This window comes from Actinokineospora guangxiensis (genome assembly GCF_042657845.1).
Classification (GTDB): Bacteria; Actinomycetota; Actinomycetes; order Mycobacteriales; family Pseudonocardiaceae; genus Actinokineospora; species Actinokineospora guangxiensis.
Window position 1 is genome coordinate 34,899 of sequence record NZ_JBHSKF010000020.1, and the last position, 14,475, is coordinate 49,373.

Here is a 14,475-nt window from a genome sequence, read left to right on the forward strand (position 1 = left end):
TCGTGGAATGGCTGTCTACCTGCTGCGACACGGTGAGACCGAGTGGTCGGCGAACGGCAGGCACACCTCGCGGACGGATCTGCCGCTCACCGAGCGCGGCACACGGGGGGCGCGTCGGGCCGGGGAGATCCTGCGGCCGCTCCTGGACGAGGCGCCGTTCGTCATCAGCAGTCCCAGGCAGCGGGCGCTCCAGACCGCCGAGTTGGCCGGGCTCAGCGTGGACGAGGTGACCGAGGACGTCCGCGAGTGGGACTACGGCGACTACGAGGGGCTGACCACGCCACAGATCCGCGAGACCGTCCCCGGCTGGACCGTCTGGACGCATCCCAGCCCCGGCGGTGAGACCGCCGAGCAGGTCACCGCGCGGGCGAACGCGGTCCTGGAGCGGGTGCGCGGCGGGAACACCGTCATCGTGGGGCACGGGCACTTCGGGCGGGTGCTCGCCGCCGCCTGGATCGGGCAGCCCGCGGCGTTCGGGGTGCACTTCGCGTTGGTGGCCGGTGGGGTTACCGTGCTGGGCGACGAACGGGGAGTGCCGCAGGTGAAGGCGCTCAACCTCACCTAGGAGAGCCATGATCCGGCGGGTCGCCGAGTCCGATGTGGCCGACGTGGTCCGGCTCGTGCACGAGTTGGCCGAGTACGAGCGGGCCGCGCACGAGTGCCACCTGACCGACGAGCAGCTGCGGGCGGCGCTGTTCGCCGAGAGTCCGGCGCTGTTCGGGCACGTCGCCGAAGTGGACGGCGAGGTGGTCGGGTATGCCTTGTGGTTCCTCAACTTCTCCACCTGGCGCGGCACGCACGGGATCTACCTGGAGGACCTGTACGTCAAGCCGCACCTGCGCGGCGGCGGGCTCGGCAAGGCGATGCTGACCGAGCTGGCGCGCGAGTGCGCGGCGCGGGGCTACCAGCGGCTGGAGTGGTGGGTGCTGGACTGGAACGAGCCCAGCATCGGCTTCTACAAGAAGCTCGGCGCCGTGCCGATGGACGAGTGGACCGTCTTCCGCCTCACCGACGACGCCTTGGCCGACCTGGGCGGCTAGCTCTCCTCGGGGGCGCTCCCCTGCGCCCACTCGACCGACGCGGGCAGGAACAGCAGCACCAGCGCCGCCGCGCACAGCGCCGCGATGGGGATGCCGTACAGCGGCTGCCCGGACGGCCCGATCACGTACCAGGAGACGCCCAGCAGCAGCAGCTGCAGCACGATCGACGGACCGCGCGCCCAGTGCTTGCCGAGCACCAGCCCGACCCCGCAGGCCAGCACGCCGCCCGCGAGCACGGCGAAGTACGCCGCCTCGCCGTAGACGTTGGCGCCCTGCTCCGAGGCGCCACTGAGGCCGCTGATCACCAGCAGGACCGCGAAGACGACGCCGGCGGCGCCCTGCAGGCACACCAGCAGGCCCGCGCCGAGCACGGTCCGAGGGGAGTCCAGACGCACGAGCTGAGGCCTTCCAGGGGCGATGACGGTGCGTGATGTCCGCCCGATCGTATGCCACCCGGACGGCCGGTCGCCGGGTGGCAACGGACAGTGAATGATCGAACCATCAACTTCCTCGTGATCGAGCGGGCAGACGGTCGTCTGGGTGCACCTGCCGATCGAGGGATTCGACGGCAGGAGGGAGCGGGTACTCCAACCGCATGAACTCACCCATCTCGGTGGCCCGACGGCGTGGCGGCTCGACCGGGTGCCTTACGCTGCGGTAATGCGCGCTGTCCTAGTGGTGAACCCGAGGGCTACCGCGACGACGGCGGCGGGCCGCGATGTGCTGGCGCGGGCGCTGGCCAGCCAGCTGAAGCTGGACGTGGTCGAGACCGACTACCGGGGCCACGCCCTGGTGGCCGCCGCGCAGGCCCGCGAGGAGGGCGTCGACCTCGTCGTCGCCCACGGCGGCGACGGCACGGTCAACGAGGTGGTCAACGGCCTGCTCCAGAACGGCCCCGGCGGCCCGGCCCTCGGCGTGGTGCCCGGCGGGTCGGCGAACGTGTTCGCCCGCGCGCTCGGCCTGCCCCGCGACCCGGTGGAGGCCACGCACGCGCTGCTCACGGCCGTGACGCAGGGCCGCAGCCGATCCGTGGGGCTCGGCCGGGTGGAGACCTCCGAGGGCGGGCGCTGGTTCACCTTCAACGCGGGCATGGGCTGGGACGCCGACGTGGTCGCCGACGTCGACCGCAAACGCGGCAAGAAGGCCAGCCCGGCGCTGTACGCGCGCGTCGCGCTGGCCCGCTACCTGCGGGGCGAGCGGCACGAGATGTCCGTGGAGATCCCCGGCCAGGAGCGCCTCGAAGGCCTGCGCCTGGTGTTCGTCTCCAACACCGACCCGTGGACCTACCTCGGGTCGCGCCCGGTGCGGCTGAATCCCGAGGCCAGCTTCGAGGACGGCCTCGGGGTGTTCGCGCTGCGCTCGCTCGGGCCCGCGACGGTGCTCCGGCACGTGCGGCAGGCGCTGAGCGCCAAGGGCGTCCGCGCCGGCCGCAGGCTGGTGCACCAGGACGACGTCGACACCCTGCTGGTCAGCGCCAAGGAACCGGTCAAGTTGCAGTGTGACGGAGATCTCATCGGCGAGTTCGACGCCGTCCGGTTTCGGGGAGTGGCGGGCGCGGTAACTGTCATCGGGTGACGGTTGTGCCTGCTGCGGTCCAGACCAGGGCCTCGCGAGACCCGATCGTTGCACTCCGCAGCGGATACGCGCAGACGTCGATCTTTCGGGTGAGTTCACTCACCGGGTCGGGATGAACCCTTGACATCCCGCCAGTTCGTGAAAGCATTCACAAGCACCCCGACGACCGGATGACGAACTGTGGCGCGGATCAACGCGCCCGTAGCGAGGAGCAATCAGCAATGGACTGGCGCCACCGCGCGGCCTGCCGAGACGAGGACCCCGAACTGTTCTTCCCCGTGGGAACGAGCGGTCCCGCCCTGTCTCAGGTCGCTGAGGCGAAGGCCGTTTGCACCCGCTGCCCCGTCACCGCCTCTTGCCTGGCCTGGGCGCTGGATAGCGGACAGGACGCGGGCGTCTGGGGCGGGATGAGCGAAGACGAGCGCCGCGCACTCAAGCGCCGCAACGCTCGCACGCGGGCACGCAGCAACGCCTGAGCTTCGATTCACCGTATGTAGTCGATAGACCGCAGAAGCCCCGGTGTCGAATACGACACCGGGGCTTCTGCATTCATTCACTGAGGCTTTCCTTAGTGAATGCGGAACAAGACGCGCGTTCGGTTAACGCCGATGCGACAACGGCACCCGCAGGACCGCCTCGGTCCCCTTGGGTTTGTGTGTGCGCAGCGATAGCGACCCGCGCAGCTCCGACTCCACCAGCGTGCGCACGATCTGCAGCCCGAGACCGTTCGTGCGCTCCAGCGAGAACCCCTTGGGCAGCCCGCGGCCGTCGTCGGAGACCACCACGTCCAGCCACCGCGCCGAGCGGTCGGCGGACACGATGACCTCGCCGGAGCGGCCCGTCGGGTAGGCGTGCTCGACAGCGTTCTGCACCAGCTCGGTCAGCACCATGACCAGCGGCGTCGCCACCTCCGACTGCACGACCCCGAACTGGCCGGTCTTGCGCACCTTCACGTGGTTCTCCGGCACCGCCACGTCGCCGACCATCGGGATGACCTTGTCGACCAGGGCGTCGAGGTCCACCCGCTCGTCCACCGACGTCGACAGCGTCTCGTGCACCAGGGCGATGGCCGCGACCCGGCGCACCGACTCCGCCAGCGCCTCCTTGGCCTCCGGGCTGCTGGTGCGCCGCGACTGCAGCCGCAGCAGGGCGGCCACGGTCTGCAGGTTGTTCTTCACCCGGTGGTGGATCTCGCGGATCGTGGCGTCCTTGGACATCAGCGCGCGGTCGCGGCGGCGCACCTCGGTGACGTCGCGGCACAGCACCAGCGCGCCCGCGGCCTTGCCGCCGGGGCGCAGCGGCAGCGCCCGGAACAGCACCGCGGCGCCGCGGCGGGACTCGGCCTCAGCGCGCATGCTCGGCTTGCCGTCGAGGGCCAGCAGGATGCGCTGGGCGATCTCGGTGGCGTCGAACGGGTCGGCGATGAGCGTGCGGGTCAGCGGGGCCAGCCGGGTGCCGACGAGGTCGGCCGCGTGGCCCATGCGGTGGTAGGCGCTCAGCGCGTTCGGGCTGGCGAAGACGACCGCGCCCGCGGTGTCCAGGCGGATCAGGCCGTCGCCGACGCGGGGGCTGGTGTGCACGTCCGGCGAGGGCTCGGGGGTGGGGAAGGCGCCGTCGGCGACCATCTGGCACAGGTCGCCTGCGATGCCGAGGTAGGCGATCTCCAGGCCGCTGGGCACCCGCGGCACCGCCAGGTTCGTCTCCCGCGACAGCACCGCGACGACCGTGCCGCGGAAGGTCACCGGGATGGCCTCGCGGCGCACCGGCACCCCCAGGTACCAGCGCGGGTCCTCCTCGCGGCAGATGCGGCGCTCGGCGGCGGCGCGGCGCAGCTGCGGGTGTTCGACGCGGTCGATGAACGAGGAGACGACGTCGTCGGGATGGGCGGTGGGCGCGGTGGTCGGGCGGGCCTGCGCGACGCAGACGAAGCGGTCGGCGCGGTCGGCCCGCTCGACGTCGATGGGCACCCAGAGCAGGAAGTCGGCGAACGACAGGTCGGAGAGCAGCTGCCACTCGGCCACGACGAGCTGGAGGTGGTCGACGGCCGCGCCGGGCAGGTTCGTGTGCTCGGCGACCAGGTCGGAGAGAGTGGACACGCCCCATCCAACCATCCGGCGGGGGCGTCGGCCCTGGCGGAACGCGCCGCGGGCACGTGGCAGAATCGCGGGTGGAACACGTGTTGCCGTTGTGCTGACGGCGCCCAAGCACCAGAGGAGATCCGATGTCGAAGCGCGCTCGCAAGCGTCGTGACCGCAAGAAGGGCGGCGCCAACCACGGCAAGCGTCCCAACGCCTGACGTGCGAAAAAGGCCCCGGGCGACCGGGGCCTTTCTCATGTCTGGGGTGGCGCGCCCTTGTACTCGATGACCGTCGCCCTGATCGAGGCGCGCAGCCGCTCCTTGAACTCGATGGTGGCCGAGTCGCCGCCGCACTTGCGGGCGAGCAGCAGCTTCAGGTGCTCCTCCAGCCCGTACTCCTCCAGGCAGGGGCTGCACTCGTCCAAGTGCTCCTGCAGGGCCGCCCTGCGCTGCGGGTCGCACTCCTGGTCGAGGAACTCCCACACCTCGCTGAGCACGTCCGTGCAGGAGGTCTTGTGGTGGTTACCGCAGCTCACCGTCCGACCTCCTGTTTCGCCGTCCGCAGGAACCCGCGCTCGCGGGCCACGTCGGCCAGCTGCTCGCGCAGCTGGCGCCGACCCCGGTGCAGTCGGGACATCACCGTACCGATGGGCGTGCCCATGATCTCGGCGATCTCCTTGTAGGCGAAGCCCTCGACGTCGGCCAGGTACACGGCCAGCCGGAACTCCTCGGGCAGCTGCTGCAGCGCGGCCTTCACGTCAGTGTCGGGCAGCTGGTCGAGTGCGTCCATCTCCGCGCTGCGCAACCCGGTCGAGGTGTGCTGCTCGGCGCGGGCGAGCTGCCAGTCGGCGATCTCGTCGGTGGGCGACTGCTGCGGCTGGCGCTGCTTCTTGCGGTAGCTGTTGATGTAGGTGTTGGTCAGGATGCGGTACATCCAGGCCTTGAGGTTGGTTCCCTCGCGGAACGAGGCGAACGCCGCGTACGCCTTGAGGAAGGTCTCCTGGACCAGGTCCTCGGCGTCGGCGGGGTTGCGCGTCATCCGCAGAGCGGCCGCGTAGAGCTGGTCCAGCAGCGGCATGGCGTCGCGCTCGAAGCGTTCGGCCAGCTCAACGGCGGTGTTGGCCTCCGTCTGGGGCACCGCGTTCCTTCCCGTGTTCAGGCGCGCTTGTGGCTTCACCGAGGTTACCCGGGCCCGGCCGGTCCGGCTGTGGGCCGAGCCACTGGCGCGGCGTGACGTTGGGCGCTCAAGGAGCATTTCGGTGGACACGTCAACCTCAACGCGGTCGCCCCGCCCGGCATTCCCTAGGGTGGTGCCCCGTGGCAGGACGAGGCACACCGGCGACAGCTCTGCTGGTCAAGCACAAGATCGCGCATTCCGTGCACGCCTACGAGCACGATCCGCGCCAGCCGTTCGGCCTGGAGGCGGCGGCGGCGATGGGCGTCTCACCCGACCGGGTGTTCAAGACGCTGCTGGCCGAGGTCGACGGCGCGCTGTCGGTCGGGATCGTCCCGGTCGACGCGCAGCTGGACCTCAAGGCGCTGGCGGCGGCCCTGGGCGGCAAGAAGGCGAAGATGGCCGATGTCGCGGTGGCCGAGCGGGTCACCGGGTACGTGGCGGGCGGCATCTCCCCGCTCGGGCAGCGCAAGCGCCTGCCGACGGCCTTGGACTCCTCGGCCCTGGACCTGCCGACGATGTTCTGCTCGGGCGGCAGGCGCGGCCTGGAGATCGAACTCGCCGCGACCGACCTGGTGGCCCTGCTCTCGGCCACCGTCGCCGACATCGCGGCGCGCCAGGCGGTGGCCGGATGACGCGCGTGGAGCCGACAGCGGACGGATTCCGGGTGGTCGGGGCGGACGGACGGGCGATCGAGCTGGCCTGGGCCGATGTCGTGGCGGTGTCGGCCTACGCCGTCGACGCCATCGTGCACGTCGTGCGCCACCTCGACTTCGCGCTGGTCGACGGCTCGGCGATCGAGGTCAGCGCCCAGGTCGACGGGTGGGAGGTGGTGCTGGACGGCATCGCCTGCCACCTCGCCGTCCAGGTCGCCGACGTGGCCGCGGCGATCGGCTCGCTGTCCCCGGACGGCGACGTCCAGACGGTGGCGCTCGCGCGGTGACCGGGCTAGGCCGTGTTTCCGATGTGGGGTGCGGGAGAGTCGTGATCAGTTCGCCCGCACCCCACATCGGAAACACGGGCTAGTCCAGCGGGCGCAGGATGCGGCCCAGCCACTCCTCGACCGAGCGGGACAGGGTGGCGGGCTCGCGTTTGAGGGAGTGGTCGCCGGGCAGGGCGACGATCTCGCGGTGGTGGGCCGGGGTGGGCTGGCCGAAGGGGTCGTTCTCGCCCTGGACGATCAGCACCGGGACGGTGACGGCGTCCAGTTCGGGCATGCGGGACTTCTCCGGCTTGCCCGGGGGGTGCACGGGGAAGGCCAGGCAGAGGACGCCGACGGCATCGCCCGCTTCGGCGGTGCGGCAGGCGACGCGGGCGCCGGAGGAGCGGCCGCCGAAGAGCAGCGGCAGCTCGGCGAACCACAGCTTGGCCAGGTGCCCGGACACCGCCAGCCACGCCGTGTCCAGCTGCCCGGCCGGCGCCGGGGCGCGGCGTCCGGCGACGCGGTAGGGCTGTTCGATCAGGGCGACGTGCACGCCCGCCGCGGTGGCGCCGCGGGTGGCGGCGACGAGGTCGGGGGCGCCGATGCCGCCGCCCGCGCCGTGGCCGAGCAGCAGGGCGGCGCGGCCCTCGGCGGCGCAGTGCAGTTCGGCCCTGGCCGGGCCGTGCGGGGTGTCGATCGTGGTGCTGCTCATGAGAAGAGGTCGAGGTCGGCGGCCTCGTGCTCGGTGCGCTTGAGCAGGTCGGCGTTGTTGTTGCGGACGCTGTTGACCGCGTCGGAGATGGGACGCAGCTCCAGGCCGTCGACCACGTCCTCGGACACCGGGCGCAGCAGCGTGGAGACGTCCGTGCGGTCGGGGTCGAGCCAGAAGTCCCAGTCGTCGGGGGTGAGCAGCAGCGGCATGCGGTGGTGGATCTCGGCGAGCGGGCCGACGGCGTCGGTGGTCAGCACCGAGCAGGTGATCAGGACCGGCGCGTCCGGGTCGGACTTGTCGCGCCAGGTCGACCACAGGCCCGCCATCGCCAGGCTCGACCCGTCCTTGGGCGTGGTGAAGAACGGGAACTTGGCCTTGCCGTCGCGTTTCCACTCGTACCAGCCGTCGGCGGGCATGATGCAGCGGCGGCGGGCGAGGGACTGCTTGAACGAGGGCTTCTCGGCGGCGCTCTCGGAGCGGGCGTTCATCATCTTCGCGCCGCCGGAGGCGTCCTTGGCCCAGTGCGGGACCAGGCCCCACTTCATCAGCCGCAGCGTGCGCTCGGTGGTGGACTCGTCGGCCTCGCCGTCGGCGTCGCGCGGGTGGCGCTGCACCACGGCCACGACGTTCTTGGTGGGCGCGACGTTGTAGTCCGCGCCGGGGGCGTCCTCGCCGAGGGTGTCGATGGCGTCGAACTCGGCCGCCAGTGTGGCCGGGTCCTTCGTGGCCGCGTACCTCCCGCACACTCTGCTGCCCACCTTCCGAAAGAGCCGACCCGAATCGTGACACGGCCCACCCGCGCGGGCGAGCCGATGACCTGGTCCACGCGCGGGTAAGCGAGGATGGGCCCATGCCGCAGCCCTGGTCAGCACCCGTCGCCACCGCACCCGTGCACGCCACGGTAACCGTCCCCGGCTCCAAGTCGATCACGAACCGGGCGCTGGTGCTCGCCGCGCTCAGCGGCGGCGCGTCCCGGGTCACCGGGGCGCTGCGCGGGCGCGACGCCGACCTGATGACCGGCGCGCTGCGCGCGCTGGGCGTGCCAGTCGAGGTCGGCGGGGTCGGCGGGGCCGACAGGGACACCGTCGTGCTCGGCGCGCACTCGGGTCTGCGCGGTCCCGCCGTCATCGACTGCGGCCTGGCGGGCACCGTGATGCGGTTCGTGCCGCCGCTGGCCGCCCTGGCCGACGGCGAGGTGCGCTTCGACGGCGACCCGCGCGCCCGCGAGCGGCCGATGGGCACGATCCTCGGCGCGCTGCGCGCCCTGGGCGCCGCCGTCGACGGCGACGCGCTGCCGTTCACCCTGGCCGGGACGGGCGCGCTGCCCGGCGGCCAGGTGACCATCGACGCCTCGGCGTCCTCGCAGTTCGTCAGCGGACTGCTGCTCTCCGGCGCGGGCTACGACAAGGGCCTGACCGTGCGCCACGAGGGCAGGCCCGTGCCGTCGATGCCGCACATCGAGATGACGGTGGCGATGCTGCGCGAGGCCGGCGTCGCGGTGGACGACTCCGAGCCCGACACCTGGCGCGTGGAGCCCGGCCCGGTCGCGGTGCGCGACTGGGCGGTCGAGCCGGACCTGTCCAACGCCACGCCGTTCCTGGCCGCGGCCGCGGTGACCGGCGGCGAGGTCACCGTCACCGGCTGGCCGTCGACCACGACCCAGCCCGGCGACGCGATCCGCCGCATCCTGTCCGACATGGGTGCGCGGGTCACCCTCGACGGCGGCGCGCTGACCGTGCGCGGCGCCGGGCTCACCGGCATCGATGTCGACCTCAGCGCCGAGGGCGAGCTGGCCCCGACCGTCGCCGCGCTCGCCGCGCTGGCCGACGGCCCGTCGGTGCTGCGCGGCATCGCGCACCTGCGCGGGCACGAGACCGACCGCCTCGCCGCGCTCGCCGCCGAGGTCAACGGCCTGGGCGGCGATGTCGAGGAGACCGCCGACGGCCTGGTGATCCGGCCACGGCAGCTGCGCGGCGGCCCGTGGCGGGCCTACGCCGACCACCGGATGGCGACCGCGGGCGCGATCGTCGGCCTGCGGGTGGAGGGGGTGGCGGTCGACGACATCGGCACGACCGCGAAGACACTGCCGGACTTCCCGGAGATGTGGGCGCGGATGCTGGGCGCGTAGCCGTGGCCCGCGACTGGAGCAAGCTGGACGAGAGCGACGTGCGGGTCCGCCCGGGCAAGGGCACCCGGCCCCGGTCCAAGCGCAGGCCCGCGCACGCCGACGCGGTGACGGCGATGGTCGTCGGCAAGGACCGCGGGCGCTGGACGTGCGCGGTCGACGGCGACCCGGCGCACCTGGTGGTGGCGATGCGGGCCCGCGAGCTGGGCCGCACCTCGGTGGTGATCGGTGACGCGGTGGACGTCGTCGGCGACACCTCGGGCGCGGTGGACACGCTGGCCAGGATCGTGCGGGTCGCCGAGCGCGGCAGCGTGCTGCGCCGCACCGCCGACGACACCGACCCGTTCGAGCGGGTCGTGGTGGCCAACGCCGAGCGGCTGCTCATCGTGTGCGCGCTGGCTGATCCGCCGCCGCGGCAGGGGTTCATCGACCGCTGCCTGGTCGCGGCCTACGCGGGCGGGCTGGAGCCGGTTCTGTGCCTGACGAAGGCGGACCTGGCCGAGCCGGACGCGCTGCTCGCGGCGTACGCCGACCTGGACTTCCCGGTCGTGGTGACCCGCCGCGACGACGAGCCCGCCGAGCTGCGCGGCATGCTGGCAGGCGGGGTGTCCGCCCTGGTCGGGCACTCCGGGGTGGGGAAGTCGACCCTGGTGAACCGGCTGGTGCCCGACGCCGCCCGGCGCACCGGCGAGGTCAGCGCGGTCGGCAAGGGCAAGCACACCTCGGTGACGGCCGTGGCGCTGCCGCTGCCGGGCGGCGGCTGGGTGGTCGACACCCCGGGCATCCGCTCCTTCGGCCTGGCCCACATCGAGCCCGACGACATCGTCGCGGCGTTCCCGGAGTTCGTCGCGGTCGCCGAGGAGTGCCCGCCGGGCTGCGGGCACCGCGGCTCCCCGGAGGACCCCGACTGCTACCTGGACTCGGTCATCGCCTCCGGCGAGGCGCGGCCGGGTCGGCTGGCCTCGCTGCGCAGGCTGCTGGCCTCGCGCGCGGGCGCCGAGGACCCGGGCGAGGCCTAGGCCGTCTCAGCGGGCAGGAAGCGGATCGCGGCGGTGGCCTCGCCGTGGCTGAGGACGTCGGGGACCTGTTCGTGGCCCTCGGGCTGCCAGGTGACGACGACGTTGAAGCGGCGCGCGGTCTGGCGGATGAGCCGGTCCACGAAGCCGTGCACCGCGTCGGCGTCGGCGGGGTCGGCGGCGAGGAAGGTCAGCGCGCCCCGGTTGGACACCGCCTGCACCAGCGTCGGCCGCAGCGCGCCGGGGCACCAGGCGGGCGCGGCGTGGCCGATCCAGACCACCTCGGCGCCCGCCAGCCAGGTCGCCCGGTCGGGCTCCGACGACGTGCGGCGCAGGGACCTCAGCAGGTCCTGGGGCAGCGGGAAGCCCCAGCGGACGAGGTAGTTGCCCGCGGTGGCCGCCCCGAGTCCGAGGCCGAAGCGGGCGGCGACGAGGTCGACCACGGCCTGCCTGCTCCACAGGAGGTGGTCCAGACCGGCGGACTCGGGCGCCCCGGCCGCGACGGCGGAGGCGATCGCCAGCTGCTGCTCGGTGGTCAGCGCCAGCTGCTCCCCCGGCTTGCGGCCACGCCTGCCCGGCCGGAACGCGCCCTCGCCGCGGTTGCGGTAGTCGCGCACCCACAGCCCGACGGTCTGCCGGGAGACCCCGAACCGCCGCGCCGCCTCGACCTGCGCGATCCCCGCCTCCACCGCGGCCACGACCTGCCTGCGCAGATGCCCCAGCACCTCGGCGGGCAGTCCACGCGCGTCGGCGGGCGCGGCCTGCCGCTCGGGCTGGTCACTGCGCGCGGGCGCGGCGGAGGGCCACGGGGCGAACGCGGGCGACCAGTGCGGGGACGGGGAAAGTGTCATCGGCCAGTACCTCTCTGTCACGACTGCCCGGATCAACGAGCGGCGAGGGCCCTGGGATTCGCGTCGGTGGGGTTTCGTAGAGTCGCGGCATTCGAACGGGCATCACTGAGAGCGGAACCGGCCTGCCGTCAAGGACGTCCAGGTTTCGTACACCGATGGAGCAAGGGGACCTCATGGGCAAGACAAAACTGCTGGTGGCCGGGCTGGCAGTGGCCGGTCTGGCGCTCGCGGGCTGCGGGGGGACGACGCCGGGCGTGCCCGGCACGCCGGGCGGCGGCGCGCCGCAGACGACCGCGGGCGGTGGCGGCGGCGACGCGGGCTCCGGCGCGTTCGACAGCATCAAGGCGCTCAGCGACGCGGTCAGCGCGAAGAGCACCAGCGCGCAGAGCGCCAAGGTCTCGATGAAGACCTCGGCCGCCGGTCAGAACATCGACGCCGACGGCGTCTTCAAGTTCGCGGGCGCCGACACCGCGATGCAGATGACGATGACGATGCCGGGCCTCGGCGAGATGGAGATGCGCCTGCTGGAGGGCATCATCTACATCAAGATGCCCGCGGGCGTGCTGCCGGACTCCAGCAAGCCGTGGGTCAAGATCGACCCGGAGGACACCAGCAACCCGATGGCCGCGCAGATGGGCGGCGTCATGGACACCGTCGAGAAGGCGGACCCCCGGCTGATGCTGGAGCAGCTCGCGCAGAGCGGCACGATCAAGGACGTCAAGGCCGACTCGGTCGACGGTGAAGAGGCCAAGAAGTACACCATCGAGGTCGAGCTGTCGAAGCTGGGCGAGGACAACAACCTCGGCATCGACCCGACCGCGGTGAAGGAGCTGGAGAAGGCGGGCGTCAAGACCGTCACCTACGACGTGTGGGTCAACAACGAGGACCTGCCGCTGCGGTTCGTGACCGAGATGAAGGTCATGGGGCAGAACGTCAAGGTGCAGGCCGACTACACCGACTGGGGTGCGCCGGTCGACGTGTCGGCTCCGAAGGCCAGCGAGATCGGTGAGATGCCCGGCTACTGAGCCCGGCTTGCACTGACTTCTTCATCCGCGAACGGCCCGGGCAGGGGTTGCCTGGGCCGTTTGTGTTTGGCGATCGTGCGGTGATGTTCCGTGGCGTTGTGGTGGGTCCGATGGGGTGGCGCGCTGCGAGAGTGTGGTGGCGGTGGCTCCTTCTCTCGCCTCTCGCTTCCTGCCCTCGCACCCTCGCCTCTCCCTCATGCTCCTCCTCCCCTCTCTCCCCTCTCGGTCCGTTCTCCCCCGTCCCTGGCCCCGACGCGCGAACGCCCCCGCACTGTGGGTGCGGGGGCGTTCGGCGGGGGGTGTCAGCCCATGTGCGGGTAGCCGTGGGCGGTCGGCGGGACGAAGGTCTCCTTGATCGAGCGCGGGCTGACCCAGCGCTGGAGGTTGTAGATGGAGCCCGCCTTGTCGTTGGTGCCGGAGGCGCGGGAGCCGCCGAAGGGCTGCTGGCCGACGACGGCGCCGGTGGGCTTGTCGTTGATGTAGAAGTTGCCCGCGCTGAAGCGCAGGGCCTTGTGGGCCTGCTCGACGGCGGCGCGGTCGGTGGCGAACACCGCGCCGGTCAGGGCGTACGGGGTCGAGGTGTCGACCAGTTCCAGGACCTTGGCGTAGTCGGCGTCGTCGTAGACGTGGACGGCGAGGATGGGGCCGAAGTACTCGGTCGTGAAGGGGTCCTGCAGGGGGTCGCTGCCGAGCAGGACGGTGGGCTGGACGAAGTAGCCGACCGAGTCGTCGGCGGTGCCGCCCGCCAGGACCTCGATGCTGGAGTTCGCCGCGGCGGCCTCCAGGGCGGTCTTGTGCTTGGCGAAGGCGCGCGCGTCGATGACCGCGCCGCCGAAGTGGGAGAAGTCGGTGACGTCGCCGTAGGACAGCGACTTCGCGGTGTCGACCAGCTGTTCGCGCAGGCCGCCCTCCCACAGGGAGCGGGCGATGTAGGCGCGCGAGGCCGCCGAGCACTTCTGGCCCTGGTACTCGAACGCGCCGCGGACCAGGCCGATGGCGACAGCGGTCGGGTCGGCGGAGGGGTGGGCGACGACGAAGTCCTTGCCGCCGGTCTCCCCGACGATGCGCGGGTAGGAGCGGTAGGTGTCGAGGTTGTCGCCGATGAGCCGCCACAGCGCCTTGAAGGTCGCGGTGGAGCCGGTGAAGTGCAGGCCCGCGAAGTCCGGGTCGGTCATGGCGACCTCGCTGACGGCGTGGCCGTCGCCGGTGACCAGGTTGATCACGCCGGGCGGCAGGCCCGCGGCCTCCAGCAGGCGCATGGTCAGGTGCGCGGCGAGGCCCTGGGTCGGGGAGGGCTTCCAGACGACGGTGTTGCCCATCAGCGCGGGCGCGGTGGGCAGGTTGCCCGCGATGGCGGTGAAGTTGAACGGCGTGATCGCGGTGACGAAGCCGTCGAGCGGGCGGTGGTCGAAGCGGTTCCAGATGCCCGGGGCGGACTCCGGCTGCTCCTGCAGGATGCGCCTGCCGAAGGCGACGTTGAAGCGCCAGAAGTCGATCATCTCGCAGGCGGCGTCGATCTCGGCCTGCTGGACGGACTTGGACTGGCCGAGGACGGTCGCGGCGTTGATGGTGTCGCGCCAGGGGCCCGCGAGCAGGTCGGCGGCGCGCAGCAGGACGGCGGCGCGCTCGTCGAAGGGCAGCTCGCGCCAGGCGGGGGCGGCCTTCTTGGCGGCGGCGACGGCGTCGGCGACGTCGGCGTGGGTGGCCTGGGCGGTGACGCCGAGCACGTGGGCGTGGTTGTGCGGCTGCACGACGTCGACGCGGTCACCGCCCGCCATCCGCTGCTCGCCGCCAATGGTCATGGTCAGCTCGACCTGCTCGCCCGCCAGCTCGCTGATGCGCCGGGCCAGCGACTCGCGCCGGGGCGTGCCGGGGGCGTAGGTGTCGACCGGCTCGTTGGCCGGGGCGGGAACGGACGAAACGGCGTCCATCGTGTGGTTCGCCTCCTTGTCGCAGGG

At 72.4% G+C, this 14,475-nt stretch carries 18 protein-coding genes; 10 read left to right on the forward strand and 8 right to left on the reverse strand.

Annotated features, from left to right (window positions below; translation table 11 throughout):
• Nucleotides 1-7 precede the first annotated feature (7 nt).
• Together ACFPM7_RS28340 and ACFPM7_RS28345 are read left to right on the forward strand one after the other, a co-directional pair.
• Nucleotides 8-565 (forward strand): histidine phosphatase family protein, encoded by a 558-nt coding sequence (locus tag ACFPM7_RS28340; RefSeq protein WP_378250878.1) that lies wholly within the window; start codon nucleotides 8-10, stop codon nucleotides 563-565.
• A 7-nt stretch (nucleotides 566-572) separates the two neighbouring features.
• The gene (locus ACFPM7_RS28345) at nucleotides 573-1,040 is read left to right on the forward strand and encodes a GNAT family N-acetyltransferase (protein WP_378250879.1); all 468 of its coding nucleotides are present in this window, start codon (nucleotides 573-575) and stop codon (nucleotides 1,038-1,040) included.
• Here ACFPM7_RS28345 and ACFPM7_RS28350 read toward each other — a convergent pair.
• Nucleotides 1,037-1,435 (reverse strand): hypothetical protein, encoded by a 399-nt coding sequence (locus ACFPM7_RS28350; protein ID WP_378250880.1) that lies wholly within the window; start codon nucleotides 1,433-1,435, stop codon nucleotides 1,037-1,039. The genes ACFPM7_RS28345 and ACFPM7_RS28350 overlap by 4 nt on opposite strands.
• Nucleotides 1,436-1,700: 265 nt before the next feature.
• Between ACFPM7_RS28350 and ACFPM7_RS28355 the strand changes: the two genes are divergently transcribed.
• Both ACFPM7_RS28355 and ACFPM7_RS28360 read left to right on the forward strand, forming a co-directional pair.
• Nucleotides 1,701-2,615, forward strand: a complete 915-nt coding sequence (locus ACFPM7_RS28355; protein WP_378250881.1) for a diacylglycerol/lipid kinase family protein — start codon at nucleotides 1,701-1,703, stop codon at nucleotides 2,613-2,615.
• A 221-nt stretch (nucleotides 2,616-2,836) separates the two neighbouring features.
• A complete protein-coding gene (locus tag ACFPM7_RS28360) occupies nucleotides 2,837-3,091 on the forward strand; it encodes a WhiB family transcriptional regulator (protein WP_378250882.1) in 255 nt (84 codons plus the stop codon).
• 123 nt (nucleotides 3,092-3,214) lie between these two features.
• Here the strand turns inward: ACFPM7_RS28360 and ACFPM7_RS28365 are convergent, their stop codons facing one another.
• Nucleotides 3,215-4,711, reverse strand: a complete 1,497-nt coding sequence (locus ACFPM7_RS28365) for a sensor histidine kinase (RefSeq protein ID WP_378250883.1) — start codon at nucleotides 4,709-4,711, stop codon at nucleotides 3,215-3,217.
• A 125-nt stretch (nucleotides 4,712-4,836) separates the two neighbouring features.
• Between ACFPM7_RS28365 and ACFPM7_RS28370 the strand changes: the two genes are divergently transcribed.
• Entirely contained in the window at nucleotides 4,837-4,911 is a 75-nt protein-coding gene (locus ACFPM7_RS28370; protein ID WP_096498094.1) for a 50S ribosomal protein bL37, read from the forward strand.
• 35 nt (nucleotides 4,912-4,946) lie between these two features.
• Here the strand turns inward: ACFPM7_RS28370 and rsrA are convergent, their stop codons facing one another.
• The gene (gene rsrA, locus ACFPM7_RS28375; protein ID WP_378250884.1) at nucleotides 4,947-5,228 is read right to left on the reverse strand and encodes a mycothiol system anti-sigma-R factor; all 282 of its coding nucleotides are present in this window, start codon (nucleotides 5,226-5,228) and stop codon (nucleotides 4,947-4,949) included.
• Entirely contained in the window at nucleotides 5,225-5,830 is a 606-nt protein-coding gene (locus tag ACFPM7_RS28380; RefSeq protein WP_378250885.1) for a sigma-70 family RNA polymerase sigma factor, read from the reverse strand. The genes rsrA and ACFPM7_RS28380 overlap by 4 nt, the downstream gene beginning before the upstream one ends.
• Nucleotides 5,831-6,009: 179 nt before the next feature.
• Here ACFPM7_RS28380 and ybaK point away from each other — a divergent pair, with 179 nt between their 5' ends.
• Complete coding sequence (gene ybaK / locus ACFPM7_RS28385; RefSeq protein ID WP_378250886.1) at nucleotides 6,010-6,501, forward strand: Cys-tRNA(Pro) deacylase; 492 nt, start codon at nucleotides 6,010-6,012, stop codon at nucleotides 6,499-6,501.
• Nucleotides 6,498-6,809 carry a hypothetical protein gene (locus tag ACFPM7_RS28390; RefSeq protein ID WP_378250887.1) on the forward strand — a complete coding sequence of 104 codons (312 nt, stop codon included), beginning with the start codon at nucleotides 6,498-6,500 and terminating at the stop codon, nucleotides 6,807-6,809. The genes ybaK and ACFPM7_RS28390 overlap by 4 nt, the downstream gene beginning before the upstream one ends.
• Before the next feature lie 79 nt (nucleotides 6,810-6,888).
• On the opposite strand, the gene ACFPM7_RS28395 is transcribed toward ACFPM7_RS28390, so the two are convergent.
• Together ACFPM7_RS28395 and ACFPM7_RS28400 are read right to left on the reverse strand one after the other, a co-directional pair.
• On the reverse strand, nucleotides 6,889-7,500 hold the full coding sequence (locus ACFPM7_RS28395) for an alpha/beta hydrolase family protein (protein WP_378250888.1): 612 nt from the start codon (nucleotides 7,498-7,500) through the stop codon (nucleotides 6,889-6,891).
• Nucleotides 7,497-8,246: an SOS response-associated peptidase gene (locus ACFPM7_RS28400; protein ID WP_378250890.1), complete on the reverse strand. Its 750-nt coding sequence runs from the start codon at nucleotides 8,244-8,246 to the stop codon at nucleotides 7,497-7,499. The genes ACFPM7_RS28395 and ACFPM7_RS28400 overlap by 4 nt, the downstream gene beginning before the upstream one ends.
• Nucleotides 8,247-8,350: 104 nt before the next feature.
• On the opposite strand from ACFPM7_RS28400, the gene aroA reads away from it, so the two are divergent.
• Both aroA and rsgA read left to right on the forward strand, forming a co-directional pair.
• Nucleotides 8,351-9,628, forward strand: a complete 1,278-nt coding sequence (gene aroA, locus ACFPM7_RS28405) for a 3-phosphoshikimate 1-carboxyvinyltransferase (RefSeq protein WP_378250891.1) — start codon at nucleotides 8,351-8,353, stop codon at nucleotides 9,626-9,628.
• A gap of 2 nt (nucleotides 9,629-9,630) precedes the next feature.
• On the forward strand, nucleotides 9,631-10,644 hold the full coding sequence (gene rsgA, locus ACFPM7_RS28410) for a ribosome small subunit-dependent GTPase A (RefSeq protein WP_378250892.1): 1,014 nt from the start codon (nucleotides 9,631-9,633) through the stop codon (nucleotides 10,642-10,644).
• On the opposite strand, the gene ACFPM7_RS28415 is transcribed toward rsgA, so the two are convergent.
• Nucleotides 10,641-11,492: a helix-turn-helix domain-containing protein gene (locus ACFPM7_RS28415; protein ID WP_378250893.1), complete on the reverse strand. Its 852-nt coding sequence runs from the start codon at nucleotides 11,490-11,492 to the stop codon at nucleotides 10,641-10,643. The genes rsgA and ACFPM7_RS28415 overlap by 4 nt on opposite strands.
• A gap of 173 nt (nucleotides 11,493-11,665) precedes the next feature.
• Here ACFPM7_RS28415 and ACFPM7_RS28420 point away from each other — a divergent pair, with 173 nt between their 5' ends.
• The gene (locus ACFPM7_RS28420) at nucleotides 11,666-12,517 is read left to right on the forward strand and encodes an SCO4651 family lipoprotein (RefSeq protein WP_378250894.1); all 852 of its coding nucleotides are present in this window, start codon (nucleotides 11,666-11,668) and stop codon (nucleotides 12,515-12,517) included.
• 302 nt (nucleotides 12,518-12,819) lie between these two features.
• On the opposite strand, the gene pruA is transcribed toward ACFPM7_RS28420, so the two are convergent.
• Nucleotides 12,820-14,448 carry an L-glutamate gamma-semialdehyde dehydrogenase gene (gene pruA / locus ACFPM7_RS28425; protein WP_378250895.1) on the reverse strand — a complete coding sequence of 543 codons (1,629 nt, stop codon included), beginning with the start codon at nucleotides 14,446-14,448 and terminating at the stop codon, nucleotides 12,820-12,822.
• Between the last annotated feature and the right edge of the window lie 27 nt (nucleotides 14,449-14,475).

Bases quoted from the DNA above. Each gene is read 5' to 3' on its own strand.
- ACFPM7_RS28340 (WP_378250878.1), top strand. From the start codon at position 8: ATGGCTGTCTACCTGCTGCGACACGGTGAGACCGAGTGGTCGGCGAAC.
- ACFPM7_RS28345 (WP_378250879.1), top strand. From the start codon at position 573: ATGATCCGGCGGGTCGCCGAGTCCGATGTGGCCGACGTGGTCCGGCTC.
- ACFPM7_RS28355 (WP_378250881.1), top strand. From the start codon at position 1,701: ATGCGCGCTGTCCTAGTGGTGAACCCGAGGGCTACCGCGACGACGGCG.
- ACFPM7_RS28360 (WP_378250882.1), top strand. From the start codon at position 2,837: ATGGACTGGCGCCACCGCGCGGCCTGCCGAGACGAGGACCCCGAACTG.
- ACFPM7_RS28390 (WP_378250887.1), top strand. From the start codon at position 6,498: ATGACGCGCGTGGAGCCGACAGCGGACGGATTCCGGGTGGTCGGGGCG.
- ACFPM7_RS28395 (WP_378250888.1), bottom strand. From the start codon at position 7,500: ATGAGCAGCACCACGATCGACACCCCGCACGGCCCGGCCAGGGCCGAA.
- aroA (WP_378250891.1), top strand. From the start codon at position 8,351: ATGCCGCAGCCCTGGTCAGCACCCGTCGCCACCGCACCCGTGCACGCC.
- ACFPM7_RS28415 (WP_378250893.1), bottom strand. From the start codon at position 11,492: ATGACACTTTCCCCGTCCCCGCACTGGTCGCCCGCGTTCGCCCCGTGG.
- ACFPM7_RS28420 (WP_378250894.1), top strand. From the start codon at position 11,666: ATGGGCAAGACAAAACTGCTGGTGGCCGGGCTGGCAGTGGCCGGTCTG.
- pruA (WP_378250895.1), bottom strand. From the start codon at position 14,448: ATGGACGCCGTTTCGTCCGTTCCCGCCCCGGCCAACGAGCCGGTCGAC.